We start from the raw sequence: 21,801 nt of genomic DNA, 5'->3' as shown, positions 1-21,801 counted from the left end.
TTGTCGTGGGGCGCAGGTTCTTGGCGCGCCAATGCCGGTGGGAAACCCCCACCGGTTCCATGGAGACTCGCACAATGTTGATCCTGACTCGCCGTGTAGGCGAAACCCTGATGATTGGTGACTCGGTCAGCGTGACCGTGCTCGGCGTCAAGGGCAACCAGGTACGTATCGGTATCACCGCGCCCAAGGACGTGGCGGTGCACCGTGAGGAAATTTTCCAGCGTATCCAGCGCGGCGACGAGCCCGCTGCACAGGGAAGTGAAGAAACTTCCGAATAAGGGTTTACCTTTCACCCCGTTAAACGGTATTCTTCGCGCCCTGCCACGGAACACGCGGCAGGGCAAAGAGAAAACGGAGTGATGCCCGAGAGGCCGAAGGGGCTCCCCTGCTAAGGGAGTATAGGGTCAAAAGCTCTATCGAGGGTTCGAATCCCTCTCACTCCGCCAGTTGAAAAACGTCTGCAAGCCCCGGGTTTGCGGACGTTTTTCGTTTCAGGATGTGTGTTCGTACCGCGGTCCTGGATTGGACGGACACGGCGCGTGACTGGAAGATGTCCACCCGGTCGCGTGCAGGTGACGCACCACGCCGCATCGCGTACCATGGCCGCTGTCGAGCATCGACCGGGCCGCATCATGGGTCAGGGCGATCAGTACGGAAGAATTCTTGAAGAAATCGGGGGTGCACTGGTTTCGACGGGGGTTGTGAAGTCGCTTGGCGCATGCCGAGGGGGTAGCTTTCCTCGTAAATCCAGCTGCACAACTCATAGTTGCCAACGACGACAACTACGCTCTGGCCGCTTAAGGCCTAAGCCCCGAAACAGCTTGTGTCCGTGCTCGCTGCGTAGGGTCATCATCACGGAATCGCATGGGGTGGCTGCCCGTCAGCCCCTAGCTAGATAAAGCGGGCTGGTTCCGGGATGCGCTTTGCGCGCCGTGCTGTTCCGGGGCGAGATACAACGGCGAGCTAAGCATGTAGTGCCGGGGATGGAGTGCCTTCGGACGGCGGTTCAATTCCGCCCACCTCCACCATATTGAGATACCGGGATTTTCCGGGAAGTCGCCCAAACCCCTGGGAAACCAGGGGTTTTTCTTTGGCTGTTGCCTGGCCGTGTCCGGGGTGGTCACCGGGGCACCGGGTCGCCGGGGCCGTGGAACCCGAGTTGGCGATGGGCGGGCGCCCTGGGAGGCGCGTGCCGCCCGGCCGGATCCCGGGGCGTGCGCTGCCCACGGCCCACGCGGCATGCGGCGTGCTTGCCGATGCTGTTTCCTGCTCGTCGAGCCCTTCGGGGTTATCGGTACCCGCCGTCGACGATGCTGGCGCCCATCCGGCTTCTGCCCGCCGCTGAGGCCGGGCGGGCGCGTCCGCACGTTTTCTCTGCGCCTCATTGACCGGGGGCGCCGGCAGCACCGCGTCGGTGCAGGTCCCGGGCTCCCGCGGGTGTGCCCGGGGCGCGGGTGGGCGCCAGCCCGGTTTGCCGATACCGGCCGCGTCCGCGACAGGGCGGAGCGGCCATGGTTCCTGGCGTGGCTGGGGGGCGTTGGGTGGGGCAGGGTTCCGCGCAGCGATTTCCCGGTGCGATCCCCTGTCTGGTGCCGCTCCGGGCCAACCGGGCAGGGTGGCAATGCAAACAAACGCTATCGCGTGAATGTCCGGGGATACACATTTTTCAGCGTTCCGAATCGCGCAGACTGCCCCGCAGGATGAGGGGGAACCATGCGTAGCAAGCTGTTCGTGCCCGGCGCACGCCCGGAACTGTTCGACAAGGCGATGGCCGGCGCGGCCGATGTCCTGTCATTCGACCTGGAGGACTCGGTCCCGGAGGCGGGCAAGGCCGCCGCGCGTGCGCAGGTCGCCAGCTTCCTCTCCCGGCCAGAGGTCGCGGACAGCGGCCGCCTGCTGATCGTGCGCAGCAACGGTACCGATACGGCCCATTTCGTTGCCGACCTGGCGGCGGTGGCGCTGCCGTCGGTGTGGCTGCTCAACCTCCCCAAGGTCGAATCGGTGGCGCAGGTGCACGCGGCGGTCGCGTCGCTGGAGCGCGCGGAGGCCGCCAACGGCGTCACCCGCCCCATCGGCCTGCTGCTCAATATCGAAACGCCATGCGGCCTGCGCATGGCCCCCGCGCTGGCCGCCGCGCATCCGCGCGTGGCCGGGCTGCAGCTCGGGTTGGGCGATCTGTTCGCGCCGCACGGCATCGCCCGTACTGCTACCAATGTCCACGCCACCCTGTTCGCGCTGCGCATGGCCGCTGCCGAAGCGGGCGTGTTCGCCTGCGATGGCGCCTTCCCCGATGTCGGCGACGACGATGGCTTCCGCGCCGAGGCCAGGCTGGCCCACGAGCTGGGCTTCATCGGCAAGAGCTGCATCCACCCGCGCCAGGTCGGACTGGCCAATGAGGTATTCGGCGCGTCCGATGCGGTGCTCGACGAGGCTTGCCGTATCGTCGCTGCCGCCGCGGATGCCGCTGCCCAGGGACGCGGCGCGTTCCTGTTCGAGGGACGCATGATCGACCTGCCTTTCCTGCGTCGCGCCGAAGCACTGCTGGCCGGCGCCGCCCGCCGCGCGCCCGCCGCGTCCTGATTCCCATGCCCTGCCGAGCCACATCGATGCCGATACCCGCAGTAGCGCACGCCTCCTCCCTTTCCCGACGCCTGCTGCGCGGGTTGCGCCTGTTCACGGCAGCGGCGCTGCTGGCGCTGGGCGGTACCGCGGCGGCGGACAACCTGACCAGCGTCGCGTCCGGCACGCTGGCGCCATTGCCGGCGGAGGCCGCCCAGCCACGGCTGCTGGTGGTCGATGGGCGCGACCTGGCGCTGTCCGCCGATGGAGCCTGGGCACTGGCCGGTGACGGCAAGGCCTGGCAGCCGCTGGCGCTGGCGCTGGCGCCGGCCGGGGCCGGTGCCGACATCCGCATGGCGGTCAACGCCGGTGGCCAGACCTGGTTGCTGCGCGGCGGCGACAGCGACAGCGACAGCAGCGACCGCCTGCAGAGCGCACGCCTGCAGGGCAATACGCTGTCGCTGGGGCGCACCCTGGCGCTGCCGGCGACGCTGCGCCAGGCGCAGGTCGCCGCGCTCGGGGAAGTGCTGTACGTGGCCGGCACCGGTGCCGATGGCTCGATGCACCTGTATCGGCACGCGCTGGCGGTGGAGGGGGGCGGCTGGCAGGCGCAGCCGGCGTGGCCTGCCGCCGGGCGCCTGGTGGCGCTGCAGGGCCAGAAGGGCGCCCTGTACGCCGCCGTTGGCGATGCCACCGGCGACGCGCTGTGGCGCTGGACCGCGGACAACGGCTGGCAGGAAGCGCCGGCGCCGGCGGGTCACATCCTGCCCGGCTCGCTGCGCGCGCTCGGCCAGGCGCACCTGCTGATGCTGGTGCGCGATGCCAACGGCATCGGCCTGCGCACCTTCCATACCATCACCAGTGCCTGGGCCACGCTCGACGCACCAGCCATGCCGGCCGGCGCGGCGCCGCTGGCGATCGCCGCGCGTGGCAACGGCCTGGCCTGGGCCGGCGCCGACGGTGGCATGCACTACGCCGAGGTGCAGGGCGGCAAGCACCTGCTCGGGTGGCTGGACTGGAGCGTGATCGTCATCTACCTGGCCGGCATGATCGGCATCGGCGTGTACTTCTACCTGAAGGACCAGACCGCGTCGGAATCGGAATTCTTCGTCGGCGGCCGCAGCATCCCGTTCTGGGCCGCGGGTATCAGCCTGTACGCCACCAACACCAGTTCGATCAGCTTCATCGCCATTCCCGCCAAGGCCTACGAGACCAACTGGCAGTACCTGACCAACAACCTGGTGGCGGTGCTGGGGCTGATGTTCGTGGCGGTGTGGATCGTGCCGCTGCTGCGGCGGCTGGACCTGATGAGCGTGTTCTCCTACCTGGAGACCCGCTTCCACCCGGCCATCCGCATGCTCGCCAGCGCCCTGGCCATCGCCATGCAGGTCGGCAGCCGGCTGAGCGTGATCCTGTTCCTGCCGGCGCTGGCGATCGCCACCATCACCGGCATCGACGTGGTCTGGAGCATCCTGATCATGGGCGTCTTCACCATCATCTACACGGTGATGGGCGGCATGCGCGCGGTGGTGTGGACCGACTTCGTGCAGGTGTTCGTGAAGATGGGCGGCGCGATCTTCGCCATCGGCTTCATCGTGTGGACCCTGGGCGCCGATTTCGACGGCATCCGCGAAGCGGCGATGGCCGAGCACAAGACCAAGCTGCTGGACTTCAGCTTCGACCTGACCAAGGCCACGGTGTGGGGGTTCATCTTCCTGGTGGTGTTCGACGTGGTGTTGACCTTCCCCAAGGACCAGGTGCTGATGCAGCGCACGCTGGCGACCAAGTCGGACAAGGAGGCCGGGCGTTCGATCTGGATCTTCGCCGCGATCATGATCCCCGGCGGCTTCATCTTCTACAGCATCGGCACCGCGCTGTGGATGTACTACAAGCACAACCCGGGCCGGCTGGACCCGCTGCTTCCGATCGACGCGACGTTCCCGCTGTTCATCGCCGCCGAGCTGCCGCCGGGCGTCACCGGCCTGATCATCGCCGGCATCTTCGCCGCGGCCATGTCCACGCTGTCGAGCATCATCAACAGCGTGGCGACGCTGCTGTCGGTGGATTTCTACGACAAGCTGGCGAAGAACCCGACCGAACGCGGCAGCGTGCGCTTCGCCGAGATCATGACCGTGGTCGTCGGCCTGGCCGGCATGGGCCTGGCGCTGGTGCTCTCGCGCTATGACATCCACTCGCTGTTCGACGTCTCGATCGAACTGGCCGGCCTGCTCGGCGGCGGCTTCGCTGGTGCCTATACGCTGGGCATGTTCACCCGCCGCGCCAACTCGCCGGGCGTGGCCATCGGCATCGCCGGCAGCATCGCGCTGACCCTGCTGGCATGGTCGCTGGACCTGGTGCACCCGTACTTCTACCTGGGCATCTCGATCCTGCTGTGCATCGTGATCGGCTACCTCGCCAGCCTGTGCTTCCCGGCGCCGGCGCGCTCGCTCAAGGGCCTGACCATCTACCGCCAGGACGCCACGTGAACGGCCGGCGCGCGACCGTGACGTTGGTCGGATGCCGCGCGCCGTGGCCTGCTGTAGCGTTGCCCCGGATCCAGAGGGCATAGTCGTGGAAACCCAGTTCCTCAACACGTTCGTCACCGTGGTCGATCGCGGCTCGATGGCCGCGGCGGCGCGCATGCTGCACATCACCCCGGCGGCGGTGGCGCAGCAGATCCGCACGCTGGAACGCGAGCTCGGCGCACCGCTGATCGCGCGCGCCGGGCGCACCGTCAGCGTCACCGCCGAGGGCGCGCGCATCCTGCAGCGTGCGCGCGACCTGCTGCGCGACGTGTCCGACCTGCGCAGCGTGGCCAACGAGAGCGGCATGGCCGGCGAACTGCGGCTGGGGGCCTGTCCGACCGCGCTGGCCGGGCTGGTGCCGGACATCCTGGCGCGCATGGTGGCCAAGTTTCCCGAGATCAACGTATTCATCCGCCCCGGCTATTCGGCCGACCTGTACGGCGCGGTGGAAGCCGGCGACCTGGACGCGGCGATGGTGCTGCAGGCGCCGTTCTCGCTGCCCAAGACCTGCGACTGGCAGCTGCTGCGCGAAGAGCCGATGGTGGTGCTGGCACCGGCGCGGCTGGCCGCGCGCGACCCGCACGACCTGCTGCGCGATGAGCCGCTGATCCGCTACGACCGCCATGAATGGGGCGGGCGCCAGGCCGACGAGTACCTGCGCCGCGTGGGCATCGTGCCGCGCGAACGCTTCGAGCTCAACGCGCTCAACGCCATCGCGGTGATGGTGGACCGTGGCCTGGGTGTGTCGCTGGTACCCGACTGGGCGCGGCCATGGCCCGAAGGGCTGGCGGTGGCGCGGCTGCCGCTGCCCGAACCGTGCGAGCCGCGGCGCATCGGCATGGTCTGGTCGCGTTCGTCGGTACGCATCCGCCAGGTCAACGCGCTGCTGGAAGAAGGCCGCGCCGAACTGTTGCCCGGCAGGGCCTAGCCGCGCCTGCCGGCGCAGCCCGTGCGCCTTTGCCGCACGCCCGCTACCGGCACGATCCGCAACAAATCCTAGGCAGTGAACATACGATTGCGCGCTTCTATCGTCATGAAGTCGCACCTAGTCTTCGGCCAAGACCGGCCGGTGCGTGACCAGATCCCGTAGAGGATCGTCCTCCACCCCGGCCCGACGGGCGCGAGCCCGGACGCGATATCCGGCACGTTCGACTCCCCGGTCGTCGGTGCCGCAATCCACTTCGGGGGGAGAGAATCAATGATCAAGCCACTTACGGCCGCCATCGGCATGGCCCTGCTCGCCGGCATGAACGGTGCCGCCTGGGCGCAGGACGCCCAGGACAAGAACCAGGACAAGGCCGTCGACCTGGACCAGGTGATCGTCACCGGTACCCGCACCGCCACCGCCATCGACAAGATTCCCGGCGCCATCACCCTGGTGTCCAAGGAAGAAGTGCAGCGCACGCTGAGCCTGACCGAAGACGCGACCGCGGTGCTGGCCCGCACCGTTCCCGGCTACGCCGAGTCCTCGCAGGCCATGAGCAACACCGGCGAAACCCTGCGCGGCCGCATCGCGCTGCGCCTGTTCGACGGCATCCCGCAGGGCTCGCCGCTGCGCGAAGGCAACCGCAACGGCACCTTCACCGACATGGGCGTGGTGGGGCGCATCGAGGTGATCAACGGCCCGTCCGCTTCCGAAGGCATCGGCGCGGCCGGCGGCATCATCAACTACATCTCCAAGGTGCCGACCGTCGAAGGCCACGAGACGGAAGTGATCTCGCGCTACTCCACCCAGTTCGGCGACGACAGCGCCGGCTGGAAGCTGGGCGTGAACCATGCCTACAAGGGCGATGACGTGGATGCGCTGCTGAGCGCCTCGTACATCGACCGCGGCATCTCCTACGACGGCAATGGCCGCCGCATCGGCATGAACACCAGCGGCTCGACCTCCGACTCCGAGGCCCGCAACCTGTTCCTGAAGGCCGGCTACAACTTCGGCGAATCCGGCGCGCAGCGCCTGCAGGCCAGCTACAGCCGCTTCAAGATCGACGGCAAGGCCAACTACCACCAGGTCGAAGGCTGCCGCTACGACCCAGTGTCGTGCCCGGTGCCGACCACCAATACCTCCGAGCGTGGCGCCATCGCCGGCTCGCTGGCCGAATTCAACGATTTCAAGCAGTTCGCGCTGAACTACAGCAACGGCGACCTGTTCGGCGGCACCCTGGTGGCCGACTACTACTGGGCCGACCAGGCCATGCGCTACCTGCCGGAGAACGGTGACGACAAGCAGCTGGTCAAGGTCGGCGCCGGCTTCGACGAAGCCCAGCGCATCTACGACCAGTCCGAGATCACCTCGAAGAAGCAGGGCCTGCGCAGCTCGTGGACCCGCGGCGACATATTCGGCCTGGAAGGGCTGCAGCTGCGTGCCGGCGTGGACCTGGTCAAGGACGAGGCCGCGCAGCGGCTGGCGCTGACCAACCGCCTGTGGGTGCCGCCGATGAAGTACACCAGCACCGCGCCGTATGCGCAGCTGACCTGGGACATCGGCCCGGTGACCGTCAGCGGCGGCCTGCGCCGCGAAGACGGCGAGCTCAAGGTCGACAGCTACACCACCACCGCCTACCGCAACGGCGTGTTCGTGCAGGGTGGGGGGCTCAAGTACGCCGAGAACATGAAGAACCTCGGTGCGATCTGGCGCGTGACCGACGAGCTGTCGGTGTTCGCGTCCTACGGCGAAGGCTTCGGCCTGCCCAACATCGGCATCCCGCTGCGCAACATCAACGTGCCGGGGCAGTCGGTGGACCGCATCTCCGACCTGCAGGCGATCATCGTCGACAACCGCGAGTACGGCTTCAACTGGCGCGGCGACCGCGGCGCGCTGGGCATGTCCTACTACGACAGCCGCTCCGAGTTCGGCACCTCGCTGGCCATCGATCCGCGCAGCAATGACTTCATCCTCAGCCGCGCACCGACCCGCATCAAGGGCTTCGAGGCCAACGGCGAGTGGCGCTTCAGCGATGCCTGGAAGGTGACGGCGCTGTATTCGCGCATCCGCGGCACCACCGAGTACTACCCGGGCTCGGGCCTGATCAAGAAGATGGGCGTGCTGGACATCAACCCGGACAAGATCGGCGCCTCGGTGGCCTGGAACTTCGTGCCCGAGGCCAACGTCACCCTCGGCGCGACCAAGCTGCTCGACCGCGATCTGCGCGCCACCCATACCCGCCCGAGCGATGGCGCGGTGTATACCAACGCGGAGAAGACCGAAGGCTACGTGCTGTTCGACCTGGTGGTGAACTACGACACCGGCCGCTACGGCAAGCTGTCGCTGGGCATCGAGAACCTGTTCGACAAGCAGTACATCCTGAGCTGGTCGCAGTTGCCCGGTTGGCAGAACTACTGGTCCGGCCGTGGCCGCATGGTCTCGCTGAGCCACAGCATCAAGTTCTGATCGTTTCACCCCCAGCGGCGTCCCGGTTCTCCGGGGCGCCGCTTTCGTTTGCAGGGCCCGGCGCTGCCGCCATCACCCCGGGATCGGTGTGGCCTGAAGCAAGCGGAGTTCCCTTTGCACCGGCGCGCCCTGCGTCTAGGCTGGTCCCGGCAAAGCGCCCCCGGCGCCAACGCACGCCCCGCTCGTTCCCGCGCCTGCACGGCCGGGCCATACGGAACCGCAGCATGCACTCCACGGCACCCACAACCGGCACCGCAGCATCCCCGGCATGGCGATCGCCAGCGCGCTGGCTGCTTTGCTGGATGCTCGCGGCCGCCTGCATCGCCCCGGCCGGCGCGCGCGACGATGACCGCTGGCAGCGGCTGGACGGCTTCCTCCAGGACAGTACCGGCAGCGGCCGCTTCCCCGGCGCGGTGGCGCTGGTCGAGCACCGCGGCCGCATCGTTTTCCATGGCCGCTGGGGCCATGCCGACAGCGCGGGCACCCGGCCGTTACACGAAGACGCCATTTTCCGCATCTACTCGATGACCAAGCCGGTGACCTCGGTCGCGGTGCTGATGCTGATGGAGGAGGGGCGGCTGGCGCTGGACGATCCGCTGTCGCGCTACCTGCCGGCATTCGCCGACCGCCAGGTCGTGGTCGGCGGCGACGCGCGGCATCCGCAACTGGCGCCTTCGCCGCGGGCGATCACCCTGCGCCACCTGCTCACCCATACCAGCGGGCTGGCGGCGGACTCGGCCGCGCACCCGGTCGCGACCGGGCTGCTGGATGCCGCCGGCATCGATGCGGCCACGTCGCTGGAGGACGTAGCCGCACGCCTGGCGACGCTGCCGCTGGCCGATGCGCCCGGTACCCATTTCCATTACGAAGGCAGCAACACCGAACTGCTGGCGCGGGTGGTGGAAGTCGTGAGCGGGCAGCCGTTCGCGCAGTTCCTGCAGCAGCGCATCTTCGATCCGCTGGCGATGCGCGATACCGGTTTCGTCGTGCCCGCCGCACAGCGCGGGCGCGTGGTGGAGCTGCCGATAGGCACCGACGATGGCCGCCTGCGCGTGGCCGGCACGCCCAGCGCGCTCAGCCCCGGCGTGCGCCTGAAGGGCTACGACAGCGGTGCCGGCGGCCTGTACTCCACTGCCGCCGACTACCTGGCATTCGCGCGCATGCTCCGTGACGATGGCCGTGCGGGCGGGCGCCGGCTGCTGGCGCGCAAGACCGTGGACCTGATGATGGCCGACCAGCTCGGTGGCTTCGTACCCGCCGTGCCGGGCCCGGCGCCCGGCGAAGGCTTCGGCCTCGGCGGTTACGTCGTCGTCGACCCGGCCGCGCGCGGCAAGCTGGGCAGTGCCGGGCAGTTCGGCTGGTCCGGCGCCGCCTCGACCTACTTCGCCATCGACCGCCGGGAACGACTGGTGGCGATCCTGATGCTGCAGTACCTGCCCGCCGGCCCACGGCCGCTGGCATCGCCTTCGACCCGCTTCTACAACCTCGTCTACCAGGCCATCCCATGAGCTCCACCGTCCTCGTCGCCGGCTCGGCCAATCTCGATTTCGTGGTGCGCGCCGCGCATGTGCCGGCGCCGGGAGAAACCGTGCTCGGTCGCCAGTTCCGTACCTTCCCCGGTGGCAAGGGTGCCAACCAGGCGGTGGCCTGTGCGCGTGCCGGCGGTGCCGATACGCGCATGCTGCTGGCCCTGGGCGAGGACGACTTCGCCAGGCCGATCGAGGCCTCGCTGGGCGACGCCGGGGTGCGGCTGCATGTGGTGCGCGATGCGCAGCTGCCGACCGGCACCGCCTTCATCTGCCTGTCCGACGATGCCGAGAACGCCATCACCGTCGCGCCCGGCGCCAACATGGCCCTGCAGCCGATGCACCTGCCGCCGCTGGACGGCGTGCAGTGGCTGCTGCTGCAGCTGGAGACGCCGCTGGACACCGTGCTCGCGCATGCGCGGGCCGCACGTGCGGCCGGGGTCAAGGTGGCGCTCAACGCCGCACCGGCTCAGGTGCTGCCGGCCGCGCTGCTGGCCGCGCTGGACATGCTGATCGTCAACGAGGGCGAACTGGACGTGGTCGCCGGCCACCCGCCGGACCTGGCCACCGGCCTGGCGCGACTGCAGGTGCCGTGCGTGATCGTCACCCTCGGCGCGCGCGGCTGCCTGGCGCGCAGCGAGGGCCGCATCCTGCTGCAGCCGGCATTTTCCATCCAGCCGGTGGACACCACCGCTGCCGGCGATACCTTCTGCGGCACGCTGGTGGCATCGCTGGCGCGCGGCCAGACGCTGCAACAGGCGCTGCTCCGCGCCAGCGCCGCGTCCGCGCTGGCCTGCACCCGGCTGGGTGCGCAGTCCAGCATCCCCGACCATGCCGAGGTCGCCGCACTGCTGGCCGATACCGCACGCGTCCCCGGTGCCGCCGCCCATGCCGCGCTGGCGACCGCCTGCGCGCTCTGACCCTTTCCGCTTTCCGTTGGATGAATGCCATGACCACGCCGTACACCACGCCCGATTACGACAACGAAGCCGCCGACCATGGGCGTGAGGCGATCACCACCGAATACAAGTTCTCCCACGTCACCACCGGCCGCTACCTGCCCACCCCGGGCAAGGCGCCGGCGTGGCCGTTCGCCGACATCGGCAGCTGGATGATCGACGCCAACGCCAGCGCCGCCGACTGGCTGACCGAACTGAAGGACTGGCGCCGCGAGCACCTGGTGCGGATCGGCTACACCGACGCCAACTACCGGCGCCCGGAACTGCAATGGGCGCAGCGCAACTTCGTGCATGCGCAGATGATGGTCGAGGACCGCTACTTCTTCGACGTGGATACCGCGCAGTACACCGTGGACCGCTACCTGGACGACCTGGTCGCGCGCTTCGGCGGGCTGGACTCGGTGCTGATCTGGTACATCTATCCGAACATCGGCATCGACGACCGCAACCAGTTCGACCTGGCGCACACGCTGCCCGGTGGCATCGAGGGCCTGAAGGCCGCGGTGCAGGCATTCCAGAAGCGCGGCGTGCGCGTATTCCTGCCTGCCAAGCCGTGGGACCACGGCACCCGCGACCCGGGCGTGACCCACTGGGACGGCATGGCCGCGATCATCAAGGCCACCGGCGCCGACGGCATCAACGGCGATACCTTCAACGGCGTGCCGCGCGCGTTCTTCGATGCGTGCGACGCCAACGGCAACCCGGTGGTGGTGCAGCCGGAGTCGACCATCAGCTCCGAGGAGCAGCTGATCTGGAACGTGCAGAGCTGGGGCAAGAAGGCGCCGGACGGCCCGGTGCCGCCGGTGTCCAAGTGGAAGTGGCTGGAGCCCCGGCACATGGTCAACTACGAGAACCGCTGGGGCCGCAACCGCAACCACGACCTGCAGTACTGCTTCTTCAACGGCATCGGCTATAACGCGTGGGAGAACATCTGGGGCATCTGGAATGCGTTCACCCCGCGCGACGGCGAGACCCTGCGGCGCATCGCGGCGATCTACCGCCAGTTCCCGCAGCTGGTGGTGTCGCTGGACTGGGAGCCGTACCAGGTCTGCTTCCAGGGCGGCATCTTCGCCAGCAGGTTCCCGGTCGGGGGCCTGACCCTGCACACCCTGGTCAACCGCAACGAGTACCCGGTCGACGGCGAGCAGATCGGCCTGGCGCACGTGGAGGGCACCCGCTACTACGACGTGTGGCATGGCGTGGAGCTGTCGCCGGTGGTGCGTGACGGCGTGGCGGTGATCGAGCTGCCGATGGAGGCGCGCGGCTTCGGCGCGGTACTCAGCGTGCAGCCGGGCGTGGTGGTGGATGGTTTCGACGCCTTCATGGCCACGGCCGCCACGCGCGCCCGGCAGCCGCTCAACAGCTACTCCGGCGCCTGGAAGGCGGCCCCGCAGCAGCTGCGCGAGATCCCGCCGACCGCGGCGCAGGCGGTCGCGCCGGACGGCATGGTCAGCATTCCCGCCGGCGAGTTCGTGTTCGCCGTCGGCGGCGTCGAGATCGAGGGCTTCAACTGGGCCGGGCAGGACGTGCAGTTCCCCTGGGAAGACTGCCCGCGCCGCCACCACCGCCGGCGCATGCAGATGGCGGCGTTCCACATCGACCGCCATCCGGTCACCAACGCGCAGTTCAAGGCGTTCATCGACGCCACCGGCTACCACCCGGCCGACGACATCAACTTCCTCGCCCACTGGGTGGACGGCGCGCCGCGTGCCGGCTGGGACAACAAGCCGGTGACCTGGGTATCGCTGGAAGACGCGCGCGCCTATGCCGCCTGGGCCGGCAAGCGCCTGCCGCACGAATGGGAATGGCAGTACGCCGCACAGGGCAGCGATGGCCGGCTGTATCCGTGGGGCAACGACTGGGACCCGGCCCGGGTGCCGCGGGTGAACCGCGGCCGCCGCATCCTGCCGCCGGACGACGTCGACGCTCACCCGGACGGCGCCAGCCCGTTCGGGGTGGAGGACCTGGTCGGCAACGTGTGGCAGTGGACCGACGAGTTCGTCGACGACCATACCCGCGCGGCGATCCTGCGCGGCGGTTCCAGCTACCAGCCGCAGACCTCGCACTGGTATTTCCCGCAGGCATACCGGCTTGACCAGCACGGCAAGTACCTGCTGATGGCGCCGGCCAAGGACCGCAGCGGCATGCTCGGCTTCCGCTGCGTGGTGGACGCGGCATGAGCGCGGCCATTGCCTGCGGCCAGCAGTGGGTGGGCCCGGCGGCGGTACGGCTCGACGGCCTGTTCGGGCAGATGCTGGCCGCCAACCGTGGCGGCCGGCTGAGCCACTTCATCGTCGATGAGGACAGCCCGTCGATCAGCATCTTCGGCCAGGCGCACAAGTGCCGGAACCAGGAAGGCGACTGGTACGGCGAGCATGCCGGCAAATGGCTCTCCGCCACCGCGCGGGCGGTGGCGCAGGGTGGGCAGCCGCAGCTTGAGGCCAACCTGCGCCGCGTGGCCGACTGGCTGGTCAGCCAGCAGGACGACGACGGCTATCTGGGCAACTACGCCGCCGACCGCCGCTTCACCGTGCCGCAGCCGCCCAGGCCCGAAAGCTGGAACGGCGAACCGGCGCTGCGCACCTGGGACATCTGGACCCACAGCTACCTGGTCCTGGGTTTCCTGGAAACCTGGCGCGCGCTGGGCGAGGTGCGCTACCTGCAGGCCGCGTGCCGCATTGCCGACCTGTGCTGGCAGGCGCTGGAGTCGGGCATCGACATCACCACGCTCGGCAACCACCATGGCATGTCCGCCACGGTGCTGCTGGACCCGGCCGCCGACCTGTACCTGGTGACCGGCGAGCCCCGCTATCTGGCGCTGGCCGAGAAGATCCTGCAGCAGGCCAATGCCAACCCGCGCCTGGCCCTGCTCGACAAGGCACTGGCCGGCGAGGACGCGGCCTTCATCGCCACCGGCAAGGCCTACCAGCTGTGCTGGAACCTGGTCGGGCTGGCCAAGCTGTACAAGGCTACCGGCAAGGATGAGTACCGCGTCGCCGTCGATGCGCTGTGGAACAACATCCGCACCCACCACCTCACCCTGGGCGGCGGCCCGTGGGGCGGGGTGGCGCACCGTTCGCGCGAAGTGTTCAACGCGCCGCGCACGTTCTTCCCGCAGGCCTACGTGGAGACCTGCTCGGTACTGGCATGGATACAGCTGAACCGCGAGCTGCTCGCGATCACCGGGCATGCGCGCCATGCCGACGAGCTCGAACGCACCGCCTACAACGACCTGCTGGCGGCGATGGCGCCCGATGGCGAGGACTGGTGCTACTACACGTTTCCCAACGGCAAGCGGGTGCACACCACCTACTGGCGCTGCTGCAAGTCCTCCGGCGCGATGGCGGTGGAGGAACTGCCGCAGGTCGCCTACGGCACCACCGCCGACGGCAGCCTGCGGGTCAACCTGTATGGCGCCGGGCAGGCGACCCTGCACCACGCCGAGGCCGGCGCGGTGACGCTGCAGCAGCAGACGCGCTATCCGTTCGACGGCCGGATCACGCTGCAGGTGACGCCGGAAAACCGCGCCACCTTCGGCATCGGCCTGCGCATCCCGGCCTGGGCCGGGGATGCGCGCATCCGGGTCAACGGCATCGAGGTGCCGGTGCAGGCAGGCGCCGACGGCTTCGTGCAGCTGCAGCGGCAATGGCAGGCCGGTGACAGCATCGCCGTGGTGCTGCCGATGCAGCCGCAGCTGCAGCGTGCGGCCAACGTCAACGTCCAGGAGTCGCGTGCGCCGGATGGCTCGCCGGTGGCGCAGGAAGTGCTGCGCTGGGAGTACGCCGGCCTGACCTACGGCCCGCTGGTCTACGCCACCACGCTGATCGACGGCTACAAGACCGACGAGACGGTGAAGCTGCCTGCCGGTGATCCGGCGCAGTGGTTGCGGGTCGGCGAGGACACGGGCGAGGGCGCGCCGCTGACGATGCAACTGGAATGCCGCGCACCGCTTCGGTTCGAGCCTTACTACCGCTGCGGTGGACGCGTGCACGGTGCCTGGCGGCTGACCTGGCTGTCGCTGGCGCCGACACCCTGACGGCGCCGCGCCACGGCCATTCGCCGCTTTAAGTCCTCGCTGAAAATACCCGCACGATATGTTTCTTCCCGGCCCTGCGGAGGAAACTGCAATCAAGGAATCGAGTGCACCCCATGCCCGCAAGCCCAAGCCCGTCACCCTTCGACATCGCCCGCCGCGACGGCGCCAGCGGCCCGCTGAGCGGCGTGCGCGTGCTCGATCTCAGCGCCTACATCGCCGGCCCCTACGGCTGCACGCTGCTGGCCGACCAGGGCGCGGAAGTGATCAAGGTGGAGCCGCCGGCCGGCGACAACCTGCGCAAGTATCCGTCCACGCTGGAAGCGGAAAGCCGCGCCTTCCTCGGCGTCAACCGATCCAAGCGCGGCGTGGTGCTCGACCTGAAGCAGCCCGACCAGCGCGCGGTGCTGATGCGGCTGGTGCGCGAGGCCGACGTGCTGGTGCACAACTTCCGCCCCGGCGTGCCGGCGCGGCTGGGCATCGACTTCGACAGCCTGCAGCGGCTCAACCCGCGGCTGGTGTACTGCGCGGTCACCGGCTACGGCGAGACCGGCCCGCTGCGCGACAAGGCCGGCTACGACCAGGTGCTGCAGACCATGACCGGCATGTGCGCGATGCAGGGCAAGCCCGGCGGCGCACCGGAAATCCTGTACGGCTCGGTGGTGGACTACTACGCCGCCGCGCTGGTGGCCGCGGGCGTGTCCTCGGCGCTGTACGAGCGCGAGCGCAGCGGCGAGGGCCAGTACGTGGGCGTGTCGCTGCTGCGCAGTGCGCTGACCATGCAGTCGGCGCGGATGATCTGGGCCGAGGGCGAGCCGGAAGCAGTCGGCCGCGACATGCGCTCGGGAGGTGTCACCGGCATCCATCCCACCGCCGATGGCTGGCTCTACATCTCGGCCAATACGCCGCATTTCTGGCAGGCGCTGTGCGAGAAGACCGGACTGCCGGAACTGGCTGCCGACCCGCGCTACGACACCGTGCGCAAGCGTGCCGCGCACTCGGACGAATTGCTGGCGCGGTTGCACGCGGCGTTGGCCGCGCGCAGCGCGCTGGAATGGGAATCGCTGTTCGGCGAGGACGTGCCGTGCGCGGCCGCGCGCAAGGTCGAGGACATGTTCGAGCACCCGCAGGTGCAGGCCGGCGAGATGATCGCATCGCTGCCGCACCCGGTGCTGGGCAGCTACCGCGGCATCACCCGTCCCATCGTGTTCGGCCGCACGCCGGGCCCGCAACCCTTCGCCGCGCCGGTATTCGACCAGGACACCGCTTCGGTCCTCGCCCGCGTCGCCGAAGACGGCGCCACGCCCTGACCTGGAACCTGCAATGACCCGATCCAAGCTCGCCCAGCTGCGCGGACTGTCCGTCGTGGTCGCCGATACCGGCGACTACGACGCCATCAAGCGCCTGCGCCCGGTCGACTGCACCACCAACCCGACGCTGGTGCGCAAGGCGCTGGACCTGCCGGTGTACGCCGGGCTGATCGAACGCGAGCTGCAATGGGGCCGTGCCCAGGCCGGCGACCGCGCCGAGGTCGCCCGGGCCGTGGTCGACCGCCTGACCATCGGCGTGGGCGCGATGCTGGCCGAGCTGGTGCCGGGTCGCGTCTCCACCGAGGTCGATGCCGACCAGGCCCACGACACCGCCGCGACCATCGCCAAGGCGCGCCAGTTCATCGCCATGTACGCAGCGGCCGGCGTGCCGCGCGACAAGGTGCTGATCAAGATCGCCGCCACCTGGGCCGGGGTGGAAGCCACCCGCGTGCTGCAGGCCGAGGGCATCGACTGCAACCTGACGCTGATCTTCAACCCGACCCAGGCGCTGGCCTGTTCGGAGGCCGGTGCGTTCCTGATCTCGCCGTTCGTCGGCCGCATCCTGGACTGGTACGTGGCCCACGGCCAGGCGCCGGCCAGCATCGACGAGGACCCGGGCGTGAGGTTCGTGCGCGGGGTGTACGCCGAGTTCAAGCGCCGCGGTTCGCCGACGGTGGTGATGGGCGCCTCGTTCCGCTCGACCGCGCAGATCGAGGCGCTGGCCGGCTGCGACCGCCTGACCATCTCGCCGGACCTGCTGGAAAAGCTCGACGCCGACCTGGGCGAGCTGCCGCGCAGGCTGGTGCCGGCCGCCGTCGAAGCGGTGGACGTCGCGCCGATCGACCAGGCGAAGTTCGACGCCGACATGGCCGCCGACCCGATGGCCACCGAGAAGCTGGCCACCGGCATCGATGCCTTCGCCAAGGACCTGCAGGCGCTGCGCCAGCGCATTGCCGACGAACTGGCCTGAGCCGGCGATGATGGCGATGCGCTCACGGCTCCTGCGTCTGCTCGCCACCGGCCGGTGCCTGCTGGCCAGCGCCTGTGCCACGCGGGCCGCGCGCGAGCCGGTGGCCGAGCTCGGCCCCGGCATCGCCCTGCCGCCGCCGGCGCCCGGATCGGCGGCATTGGCGCAGCCGTTGCCGGCCGCGGCCTACTGATTCCCCGCAGGTTACGTTACCGGTTGCTCTCTCCCTCCCTCCGGTATCGCCACGACCGTGCCGGCATGGCACGGTCGTTTTTTTTGCCGGGGAAGAACCGGGGGCCGCGTCGGATTCCCCGAGGCCACCGGCGTCAGGGGGAAGTAGAGCATTCGACTCCGCCCGCAGGTTTTGCCGCGCTCCCCCGTTTTATCGGTTTGATGGCGGAGCCAGCGGCCAGCGGCCGCCGCATCACTCAGGCGTTGCGGTTGTGGGCACGCAGCGCGCGCTGCTTCTCGCGGGCCCAGTCGCGGTCCTTGGCCGCATCGCGCTTGTCATGGGCTTGCTTGCCCTTGGCCAGTGCGATTTCCAGCTTGATCCGGTTCTTGCTCCAGTACATCGCGGTCGGCACCAGCGTGTAGCCGTCGCGCTCCACCCGGCCGATGAGCTTGTCGATCTCGCGCCGGTGCAGCAGCAGCTTGCGCTGGCGCCGGTCCTCCGGAACGGTATGGGTGGATGCCTGGATCAATGGCGTGATCTGCGCGCCGATCAGGAAGATCTCGCCGTCCTTCACGTAGGCGTAGGCGTCGGTCATGTTGCCGCGCCCGGCGCGGATGGCCTTGATCTCCCAGCCCTGCAGCACCAGCCCGGCCTCGAAACGCTCCTCCAGGTGGTATTCATGGCGCGCGCGCTTGTTCAGCGCGATGGTTTTGTCGGCCTGCGCGTTCTTTGCTTTATCCTTACCGGGTTTCTTGCTCATTTCCGTATTGTCTCCGATTAGGAGGCTTTCCGAACATCCGTCCGTATCCCGCATGCCTATCATCCGCCGCAGCGCCCTGGTCGAACAGCCGGCCGAGCGCATGTTCGACCTGGTCAACGACGTTGCCGCCTATCCGCGGCGTTTCCGCTGGTGTGAAGCGGCGCAGATCCTGGAATCGGGCCCGGAGCGCCTGGTGGCACGCCTGGACCTGGGGCTGGGGTCGTTCCGCACCTGGTTCATGACCGAGAACACGCTGCAGCGCCCGGGCAGCATCGACATGCAGTTGAAGGACGGCCCGTTCAAGCGCCTGCATGGCCGCTGGCAGTTCCAGCCATTGTCCGACGCCGCCTGCAAGGTGAGCCTGGAGCTGGAGTTCGAGCCGACCTCGCGCCTGCTCGGGCCGGCGCTGGCACTGGGCTTCCAGGGGCTGGCCGACCGCATGGTCAATGATTTCGTGCGCGTGGCCGAGCAGGGGGGCTGAGGCATGCGCGTGGAGGTGGTGCTGGCCTGGCCGGAGCGCTGCCTGCGGCGGGAGCTGGTGCTGCCGGAAGGGAGTACGGTCGCCGACGCGGTGGCGGTGGCGGCGCTGGATGCCGCTGGCGAATCCGTGGCCATGGCGGTGCATGGCGTACTGGCGCGGCCGCAGCAGGTGCTGCACGACGGCGACCGCGTCGAACTGCTCAGGCCACTGCTGGCCGACCCCAAGGAAAACCGCCGCCGGCGGGCGCGTGGCGGCGATTGATGCGGTGCGTGGCGCCTGGAATCAGCGGCCGCCGCGCTTCTTCTTGTCCTTGGGCAGGTTGCGGCCGAACTGGCGTACGCCTTCGCGCGCCAGCTCCGCGTCGTTGTTGGGGAAATAGTCGCCTTCCCAGCGGGTGACGCGGTCGTTCTCGAAGAACACGGTGAAGTTCTTCACCTCGGTCTTGCCCAGGCGGTTCACGCGCTGGCTGGAGGTGTAGTCCCAGCGCTGCGCATGGAACGGGTCGGGAATGGACGGCGTTCCCAGCAGCGCATTGACCTGCTGCTTGCTCTGGCCCGCCTGCAGTTGCGCGACGGACTTTTCTTGCAGCAGGTTGCCCTGGTAGATGGGCTGCTTGTAGATGATGCCGCAGCCGGTGGTGGACAGGGCGACAACGGCGATCAGCAGGAGGTTGCGCATTGGGACGGGCGAATGAGGAAATCCCGGCGATGATACACTCCCCGGCACCCAGCGCGATCTGACCGGAGGCAACTGGCGTCAAACCGCCAATGAACACGATGGCCATGGAATCCAACGACCTGCGCAAAGTCGGCCTCAAGGTGACGCATCCGCGGATGCGCATCCTCGCGCTGCTCGAGCAGAACACCCCCCACCACCACCTGACCGCCGAGGACATCTACCGGCAGCTGCTCGACTGCGGCGACGAGATCGGCCTGGCCACGGTGTACCGCGTGCTGACCCAGTTCGAGGCGGCCGGCCTGGTACTCAAGCACAATTTCGAAGGTGGGCAGGCGGTCTACGAGCTGGACCGTGGCGGTCACCACGACCACATGGTCGACGTGGACACCGGCAAGATCATCGAGTTCGAGAGCCGCGAGATCGAGGAACTGCAGAAAAGGATCGCGGCCGAGCACGGCTACGAGCTGGAAGAGCACTCGCTGGTGCTGTACGTGCGCAAGAAGCGACGCTGAGCCGCCCCGCACCGCCTGCATGCGTGAAGACACCGGCCTTGCGCCGGTGTTGTCGTTTCCAGGGGGGGGCTTCACGCCTTTCCACCGCCCGGACAGGGGGCAGGGGGAGGGCGCGGCGGGCAGGCCCCGGGTGGCATCCGCCGGCGCCGGGGCCGGGTAGCTGCCGGGGGGCCGGCCTCAGGCCTCGGCCAGCAGTTTGCGGGCCGCGGCGCGGGCTTCCCTGCTGACTTCGGCGCCCCCGAGCATGCGTGCCAGTTCTTCCTCGCGACCCCTGGCGTCGAGCAGTTCCACCGCGCTCTGGGTCATGCCCTCCACCGGGGCCTTGCTGACCCGGTAATGGGCGTGGCCCTTGGAGGCGACCTGCGGCAGGTGGGTCACGCACAGCACCTGGCGACGCTCGCCCAGGGCACGCAGCTTCTTGCCGACGATGTCGGCCACGGCACCGCCGATGCCCGAGTCGACCTCGTCGAACACCATGGTCGGCACCGCATCCAGGCCCAGCGCCGCCACTTCGATGGCCAGCGAGATGCGCGACAGCTCGCCACCGGAGGCGACCTTGCGCAGCGCCCTGGGCGGCTGCCCGGCGTTGGCGGCGACCAGGAACTCGAGCCGTTCGGCGCCATTCGGGTCGGGGCGCAACTGGGGTTGGGGTTCCAGCTCGATCAGGAACTGGCCGCCGCCCATGCCCAGCTCGCCGATCAGCGCGGTGGTGGTGTCCGACAGCGACCTGGCCGCGGTGGCGCGGCTGGCGGTAAGCAGGGCGGCCTGTGCCTGCCAGTGCGCGGCGGCCTTGTCGATCTCGCCCGCCAGCTGCGACAGCCTGGCGTCGGCGCCCCGCAGTTGTTCCAGCTCCGCGGCGATGCGCTCGCGGGTGGCCGCCAGCTCCTCCATCGACACCCGGTGCTTGCGCGCCAGGTCGTGCAGGCGGCCGAGCCGGCGCTCGATGTCCTCGAACGCCTCCGGGTCGCTGTCCAGGTCGTCCTGGACCCGGTCCAGCTGGGCCAGGGCTTCGTGCAGCTGGATGCCGGCGGCGTCGAGCATGCCGTCGATCTCGCCCAGCCGCGGGTCGTGCTGGCTGACCCGCGACAGCTCGTGCCGTACCTGCTGCAGCAGGCCGAGCAGGGACGGGCCGTCGTCGCCGTTGAGCGCGGCGCCGGCGTACTGGCAGGCTTCGATCAGCGCGGTGGAATGCGCCTGGCGGCGGTGGCTGGCGGCCAGCGCGGCCACCGCGGCCGGCTCCAGTTCCTCGCGCTGCAGCTCGCCGAGCTGGTGTTCCAGGAAGGCGATGCGGTCGGAGACGTCGCCCTGTTGCGACAGCGCGTCGCGCTCGTCGATCAGCGCCTGCCAGCGGCTGCTGGCGGCGCGTACCGCGGCGCGCTCGGCGTCGTTGCGGGCATGGGCATCGAGCAGGGCCAGCTGGCTGGGGCGCGACAGCAGCGCCTGTTGCTCGTGCTGGCCATGGATCTCGACCAGGAAGGCGGCCAGTTCGGCCAGCTGCGACACCGGCACCGGGCGGCCGTTGATGAAGGCACGCGAGCCGCCGTCGGCGCGGATCACCCGGCGCAGCTGGCACTGCTCCTCGTCGTCGAGCTCGTTGTCCCGCAGCCAGCGGCGTGCGGGGGCCTGGTCGTCGAGGTCGAACTCGGCCGAAAGCTCGGCCCGGCTGGCACCGTGGCGGACCACGCCGCTGTCGGCGCGCAGCCCGGACAGGAAGCCCAGGGCGTCGACCATCAGCGATTTGCCGGCGCCGGTTTCGCCGGAAACCACGGTCATGCCTGGCCCGAACTCCAGTTCGGTGGCGCGGACAACGGCGAAATCCTTGATCGAGAGATGTCTGAGCATGGTCGGCAGTGTGTGTGGCCGCGCAAAGCTAGCATGTGCATGCGGCGGGTCAATCCGGGAAGGGCGTTCCGGGCGTCACATTAATG

At 69.2% G+C, this 21,801-nt stretch carries 18 protein-coding genes, 1 tRNA gene and 1 other RNA gene; 17 read left to right on the top strand and 3 right to left on the bottom strand.

Annotated elements, in window-relative coordinates:
* Window positions 1-74 precede the first annotated feature (74 nt).
* From csrA to QQA12_RS10220, 14 genes are all read left to right on the top strand, one after another.
* Window positions 75-278, top strand: coding sequence for a carbon storage regulator CsrA (gene csrA / locus QQA12_RS10285; RefSeq protein ID WP_054668711.1), 204 nt, complete (start codon window positions 75-77; stop codon window positions 276-278).
* A gap of 75 nt (window positions 279-353) precedes the next feature.
* A tRNA-Ser gene (locus QQA12_RS10280) sits at window positions 354-446 on the top strand.
* Window positions 447-674: 228 nt separating this feature from the next.
* Window positions 675-1,028: a transfer-messenger RNA gene (gene ssrA, locus QQA12_RS10275) on the top strand.
* Between the two features lie 685 nt (window positions 1,029-1,713).
* Window positions 1,714-2,580: a CoA ester lyase gene (locus QQA12_RS10270; protein ID WP_226049235.1), complete on the top strand. Its 867-nt coding sequence runs from the start codon at window positions 1,714-1,716 to the stop codon at window positions 2,578-2,580.
* A 26-nt stretch (window positions 2,581-2,606) separates the two neighbouring features.
* A complete protein-coding gene (locus QQA12_RS10265) occupies window positions 2,607-5,045 on the top strand; it encodes a sodium:solute symporter (RefSeq protein ID WP_226049234.1) in 2,439 nt (812 codons plus the stop codon).
* A gap of 85 nt (window positions 5,046-5,130) precedes the next feature.
* Entirely contained in the window at window positions 5,131-6,012 is an 882-nt protein-coding gene (locus tag QQA12_RS10260) for a LysR family transcriptional regulator (RefSeq protein ID WP_152984982.1), read from the top strand.
* Between the two features lie 270 nt (window positions 6,013-6,282).
* On the top strand, window positions 6,283-8,475 hold the full coding sequence (locus QQA12_RS10255) for a TonB-dependent receptor (protein WP_054666637.1): 2,193 nt from the start codon (window positions 6,283-6,285) through the stop codon (window positions 8,473-8,475).
* 302 nt (window positions 8,476-8,777) lie between these two features.
* A complete protein-coding gene (locus QQA12_RS10250; RefSeq protein WP_226049233.1) occupies window positions 8,778-9,983 on the top strand; it encodes a serine hydrolase domain-containing protein in 1,206 nt (401 codons plus the stop codon).
* Window positions 9,980-10,921, top strand: coding sequence for a ribokinase (locus QQA12_RS10245; RefSeq protein WP_226049232.1), 942 nt, complete (start codon window positions 9,980-9,982; stop codon window positions 10,919-10,921). Before QQA12_RS10250 ends, QQA12_RS10245 begins: the two co-directional genes overlap by 4 nt.
* A 29-nt stretch (window positions 10,922-10,950) precedes the next feature.
* Window positions 10,951-13,140: an SUMF1/EgtB/PvdO family nonheme iron enzyme gene (locus QQA12_RS10240; protein ID WP_226049231.1), complete on the top strand. Its 2,190-nt coding sequence runs from the start codon at window positions 10,951-10,953 to the stop codon at window positions 13,138-13,140.
* The gene (locus QQA12_RS10235) at window positions 13,137-14,996 is read left to right on the top strand and encodes a beta-L-arabinofuranosidase domain-containing protein (protein ID WP_226049230.1); all 1,860 of its coding nucleotides are present in this window, start codon (window positions 13,137-13,139) and stop codon (window positions 14,994-14,996) included. The genes QQA12_RS10240 and QQA12_RS10235 overlap by 4 nt, the downstream gene beginning before the upstream one ends.
* A gap of 113 nt (window positions 14,997-15,109) precedes the next feature.
* Window positions 15,110-16,303, top strand: coding sequence for a CoA transferase (locus tag QQA12_RS10230; RefSeq protein ID WP_226049229.1), 1,194 nt, complete (start codon window positions 15,110-15,112; stop codon window positions 16,301-16,303).
* Window positions 16,304-16,316: 13 nt separating this feature from the next.
* Window positions 16,317-17,273 carry a transaldolase gene (locus QQA12_RS10225; RefSeq protein ID WP_226049228.1) on the top strand — a complete coding sequence of 319 codons (957 nt, stop codon included), beginning with the start codon at window positions 16,317-16,319 and terminating at the stop codon, window positions 17,271-17,273.
* A gap of 16 nt (window positions 17,274-17,289) precedes the next feature.
* The gene (locus tag QQA12_RS10220) at window positions 17,290-17,463 is read left to right on the top strand and encodes a hypothetical protein (RefSeq protein WP_226049227.1); all 174 of its coding nucleotides are present in this window, start codon (window positions 17,290-17,292) and stop codon (window positions 17,461-17,463) included.
* A 235-nt stretch (window positions 17,464-17,698) separates the two neighbouring features.
* Here the strand turns inward: QQA12_RS10220 and smpB are convergent, their stop codons facing one another.
* The gene (smpB, locus tag QQA12_RS10215) at window positions 17,699-18,202 is read right to left on the bottom strand and encodes an SsrA-binding protein SmpB (protein WP_054666626.1); all 504 of its coding nucleotides are present in this window, start codon (window positions 18,200-18,202) and stop codon (window positions 17,699-17,701) included.
* A 52-nt stretch (window positions 18,203-18,254) separates the two neighbouring features.
* Between smpB and QQA12_RS10210 the strand changes: the two genes are divergently transcribed.
* Window positions 18,255-18,683: a type II toxin-antitoxin system RatA family toxin gene (locus QQA12_RS10210; protein WP_056932956.1), complete on the top strand. Its 429-nt coding sequence runs from the start codon at window positions 18,255-18,257 to the stop codon at window positions 18,681-18,683.
* Window positions 18,684-18,686: 3 nt separating this feature from the next.
* Window positions 18,687-18,944: an RnfH family protein gene (locus QQA12_RS10205; RefSeq protein ID WP_226049226.1), complete on the top strand. Its 258-nt coding sequence runs from the start codon at window positions 18,687-18,689 to the stop codon at window positions 18,942-18,944.
* A 21-nt stretch (window positions 18,945-18,965) separates the two neighbouring features.
* On the opposite strand, the gene bamE is transcribed toward QQA12_RS10205, so the two are convergent.
* Window positions 18,966-19,361: an outer membrane protein assembly factor BamE gene (bamE, locus tag QQA12_RS10200; protein ID WP_056932960.1), complete on the bottom strand. Its 396-nt coding sequence runs from the start codon at window positions 19,359-19,361 to the stop codon at window positions 18,966-18,968.
* A gap of 104 nt (window positions 19,362-19,465) precedes the next feature.
* Here bamE and fur point away from each other — a divergent pair, with 104 nt between their 5' ends.
* The gene (fur, locus tag QQA12_RS10195) at window positions 19,466-19,873 is read left to right on the top strand and encodes a ferric iron uptake transcriptional regulator (RefSeq protein WP_054668708.1); all 408 of its coding nucleotides are present in this window, start codon (window positions 19,466-19,468) and stop codon (window positions 19,871-19,873) included.
* A 177-nt stretch (window positions 19,874-20,050) separates the two neighbouring features.
* On the opposite strand, the gene recN is transcribed toward fur, so the two are convergent.
* On the bottom strand, window positions 20,051-21,715 hold the full coding sequence (gene recN, locus QQA12_RS10190; RefSeq protein ID WP_226049225.1) for a DNA repair protein RecN: 1,665 nt from the start codon (window positions 21,713-21,715) through the stop codon (window positions 20,051-20,053).
* Between the last annotated feature and the right edge of the window lie 86 nt (window positions 21,716-21,801).

The organism is Stenotrophomonas sp. 17(2023) (genome assembly GCF_030345315.1).
Lineage (GTDB): Bacteria > Pseudomonadota > Gammaproteobacteria > Xanthomonadales > Xanthomonadaceae > Stenotrophomonas > Stenotrophomonas acidaminiphila.
Note: the sequence above shows the minus strand (reverse complement) of the source record. Positions and strands in the feature narration are given on the sequence as shown.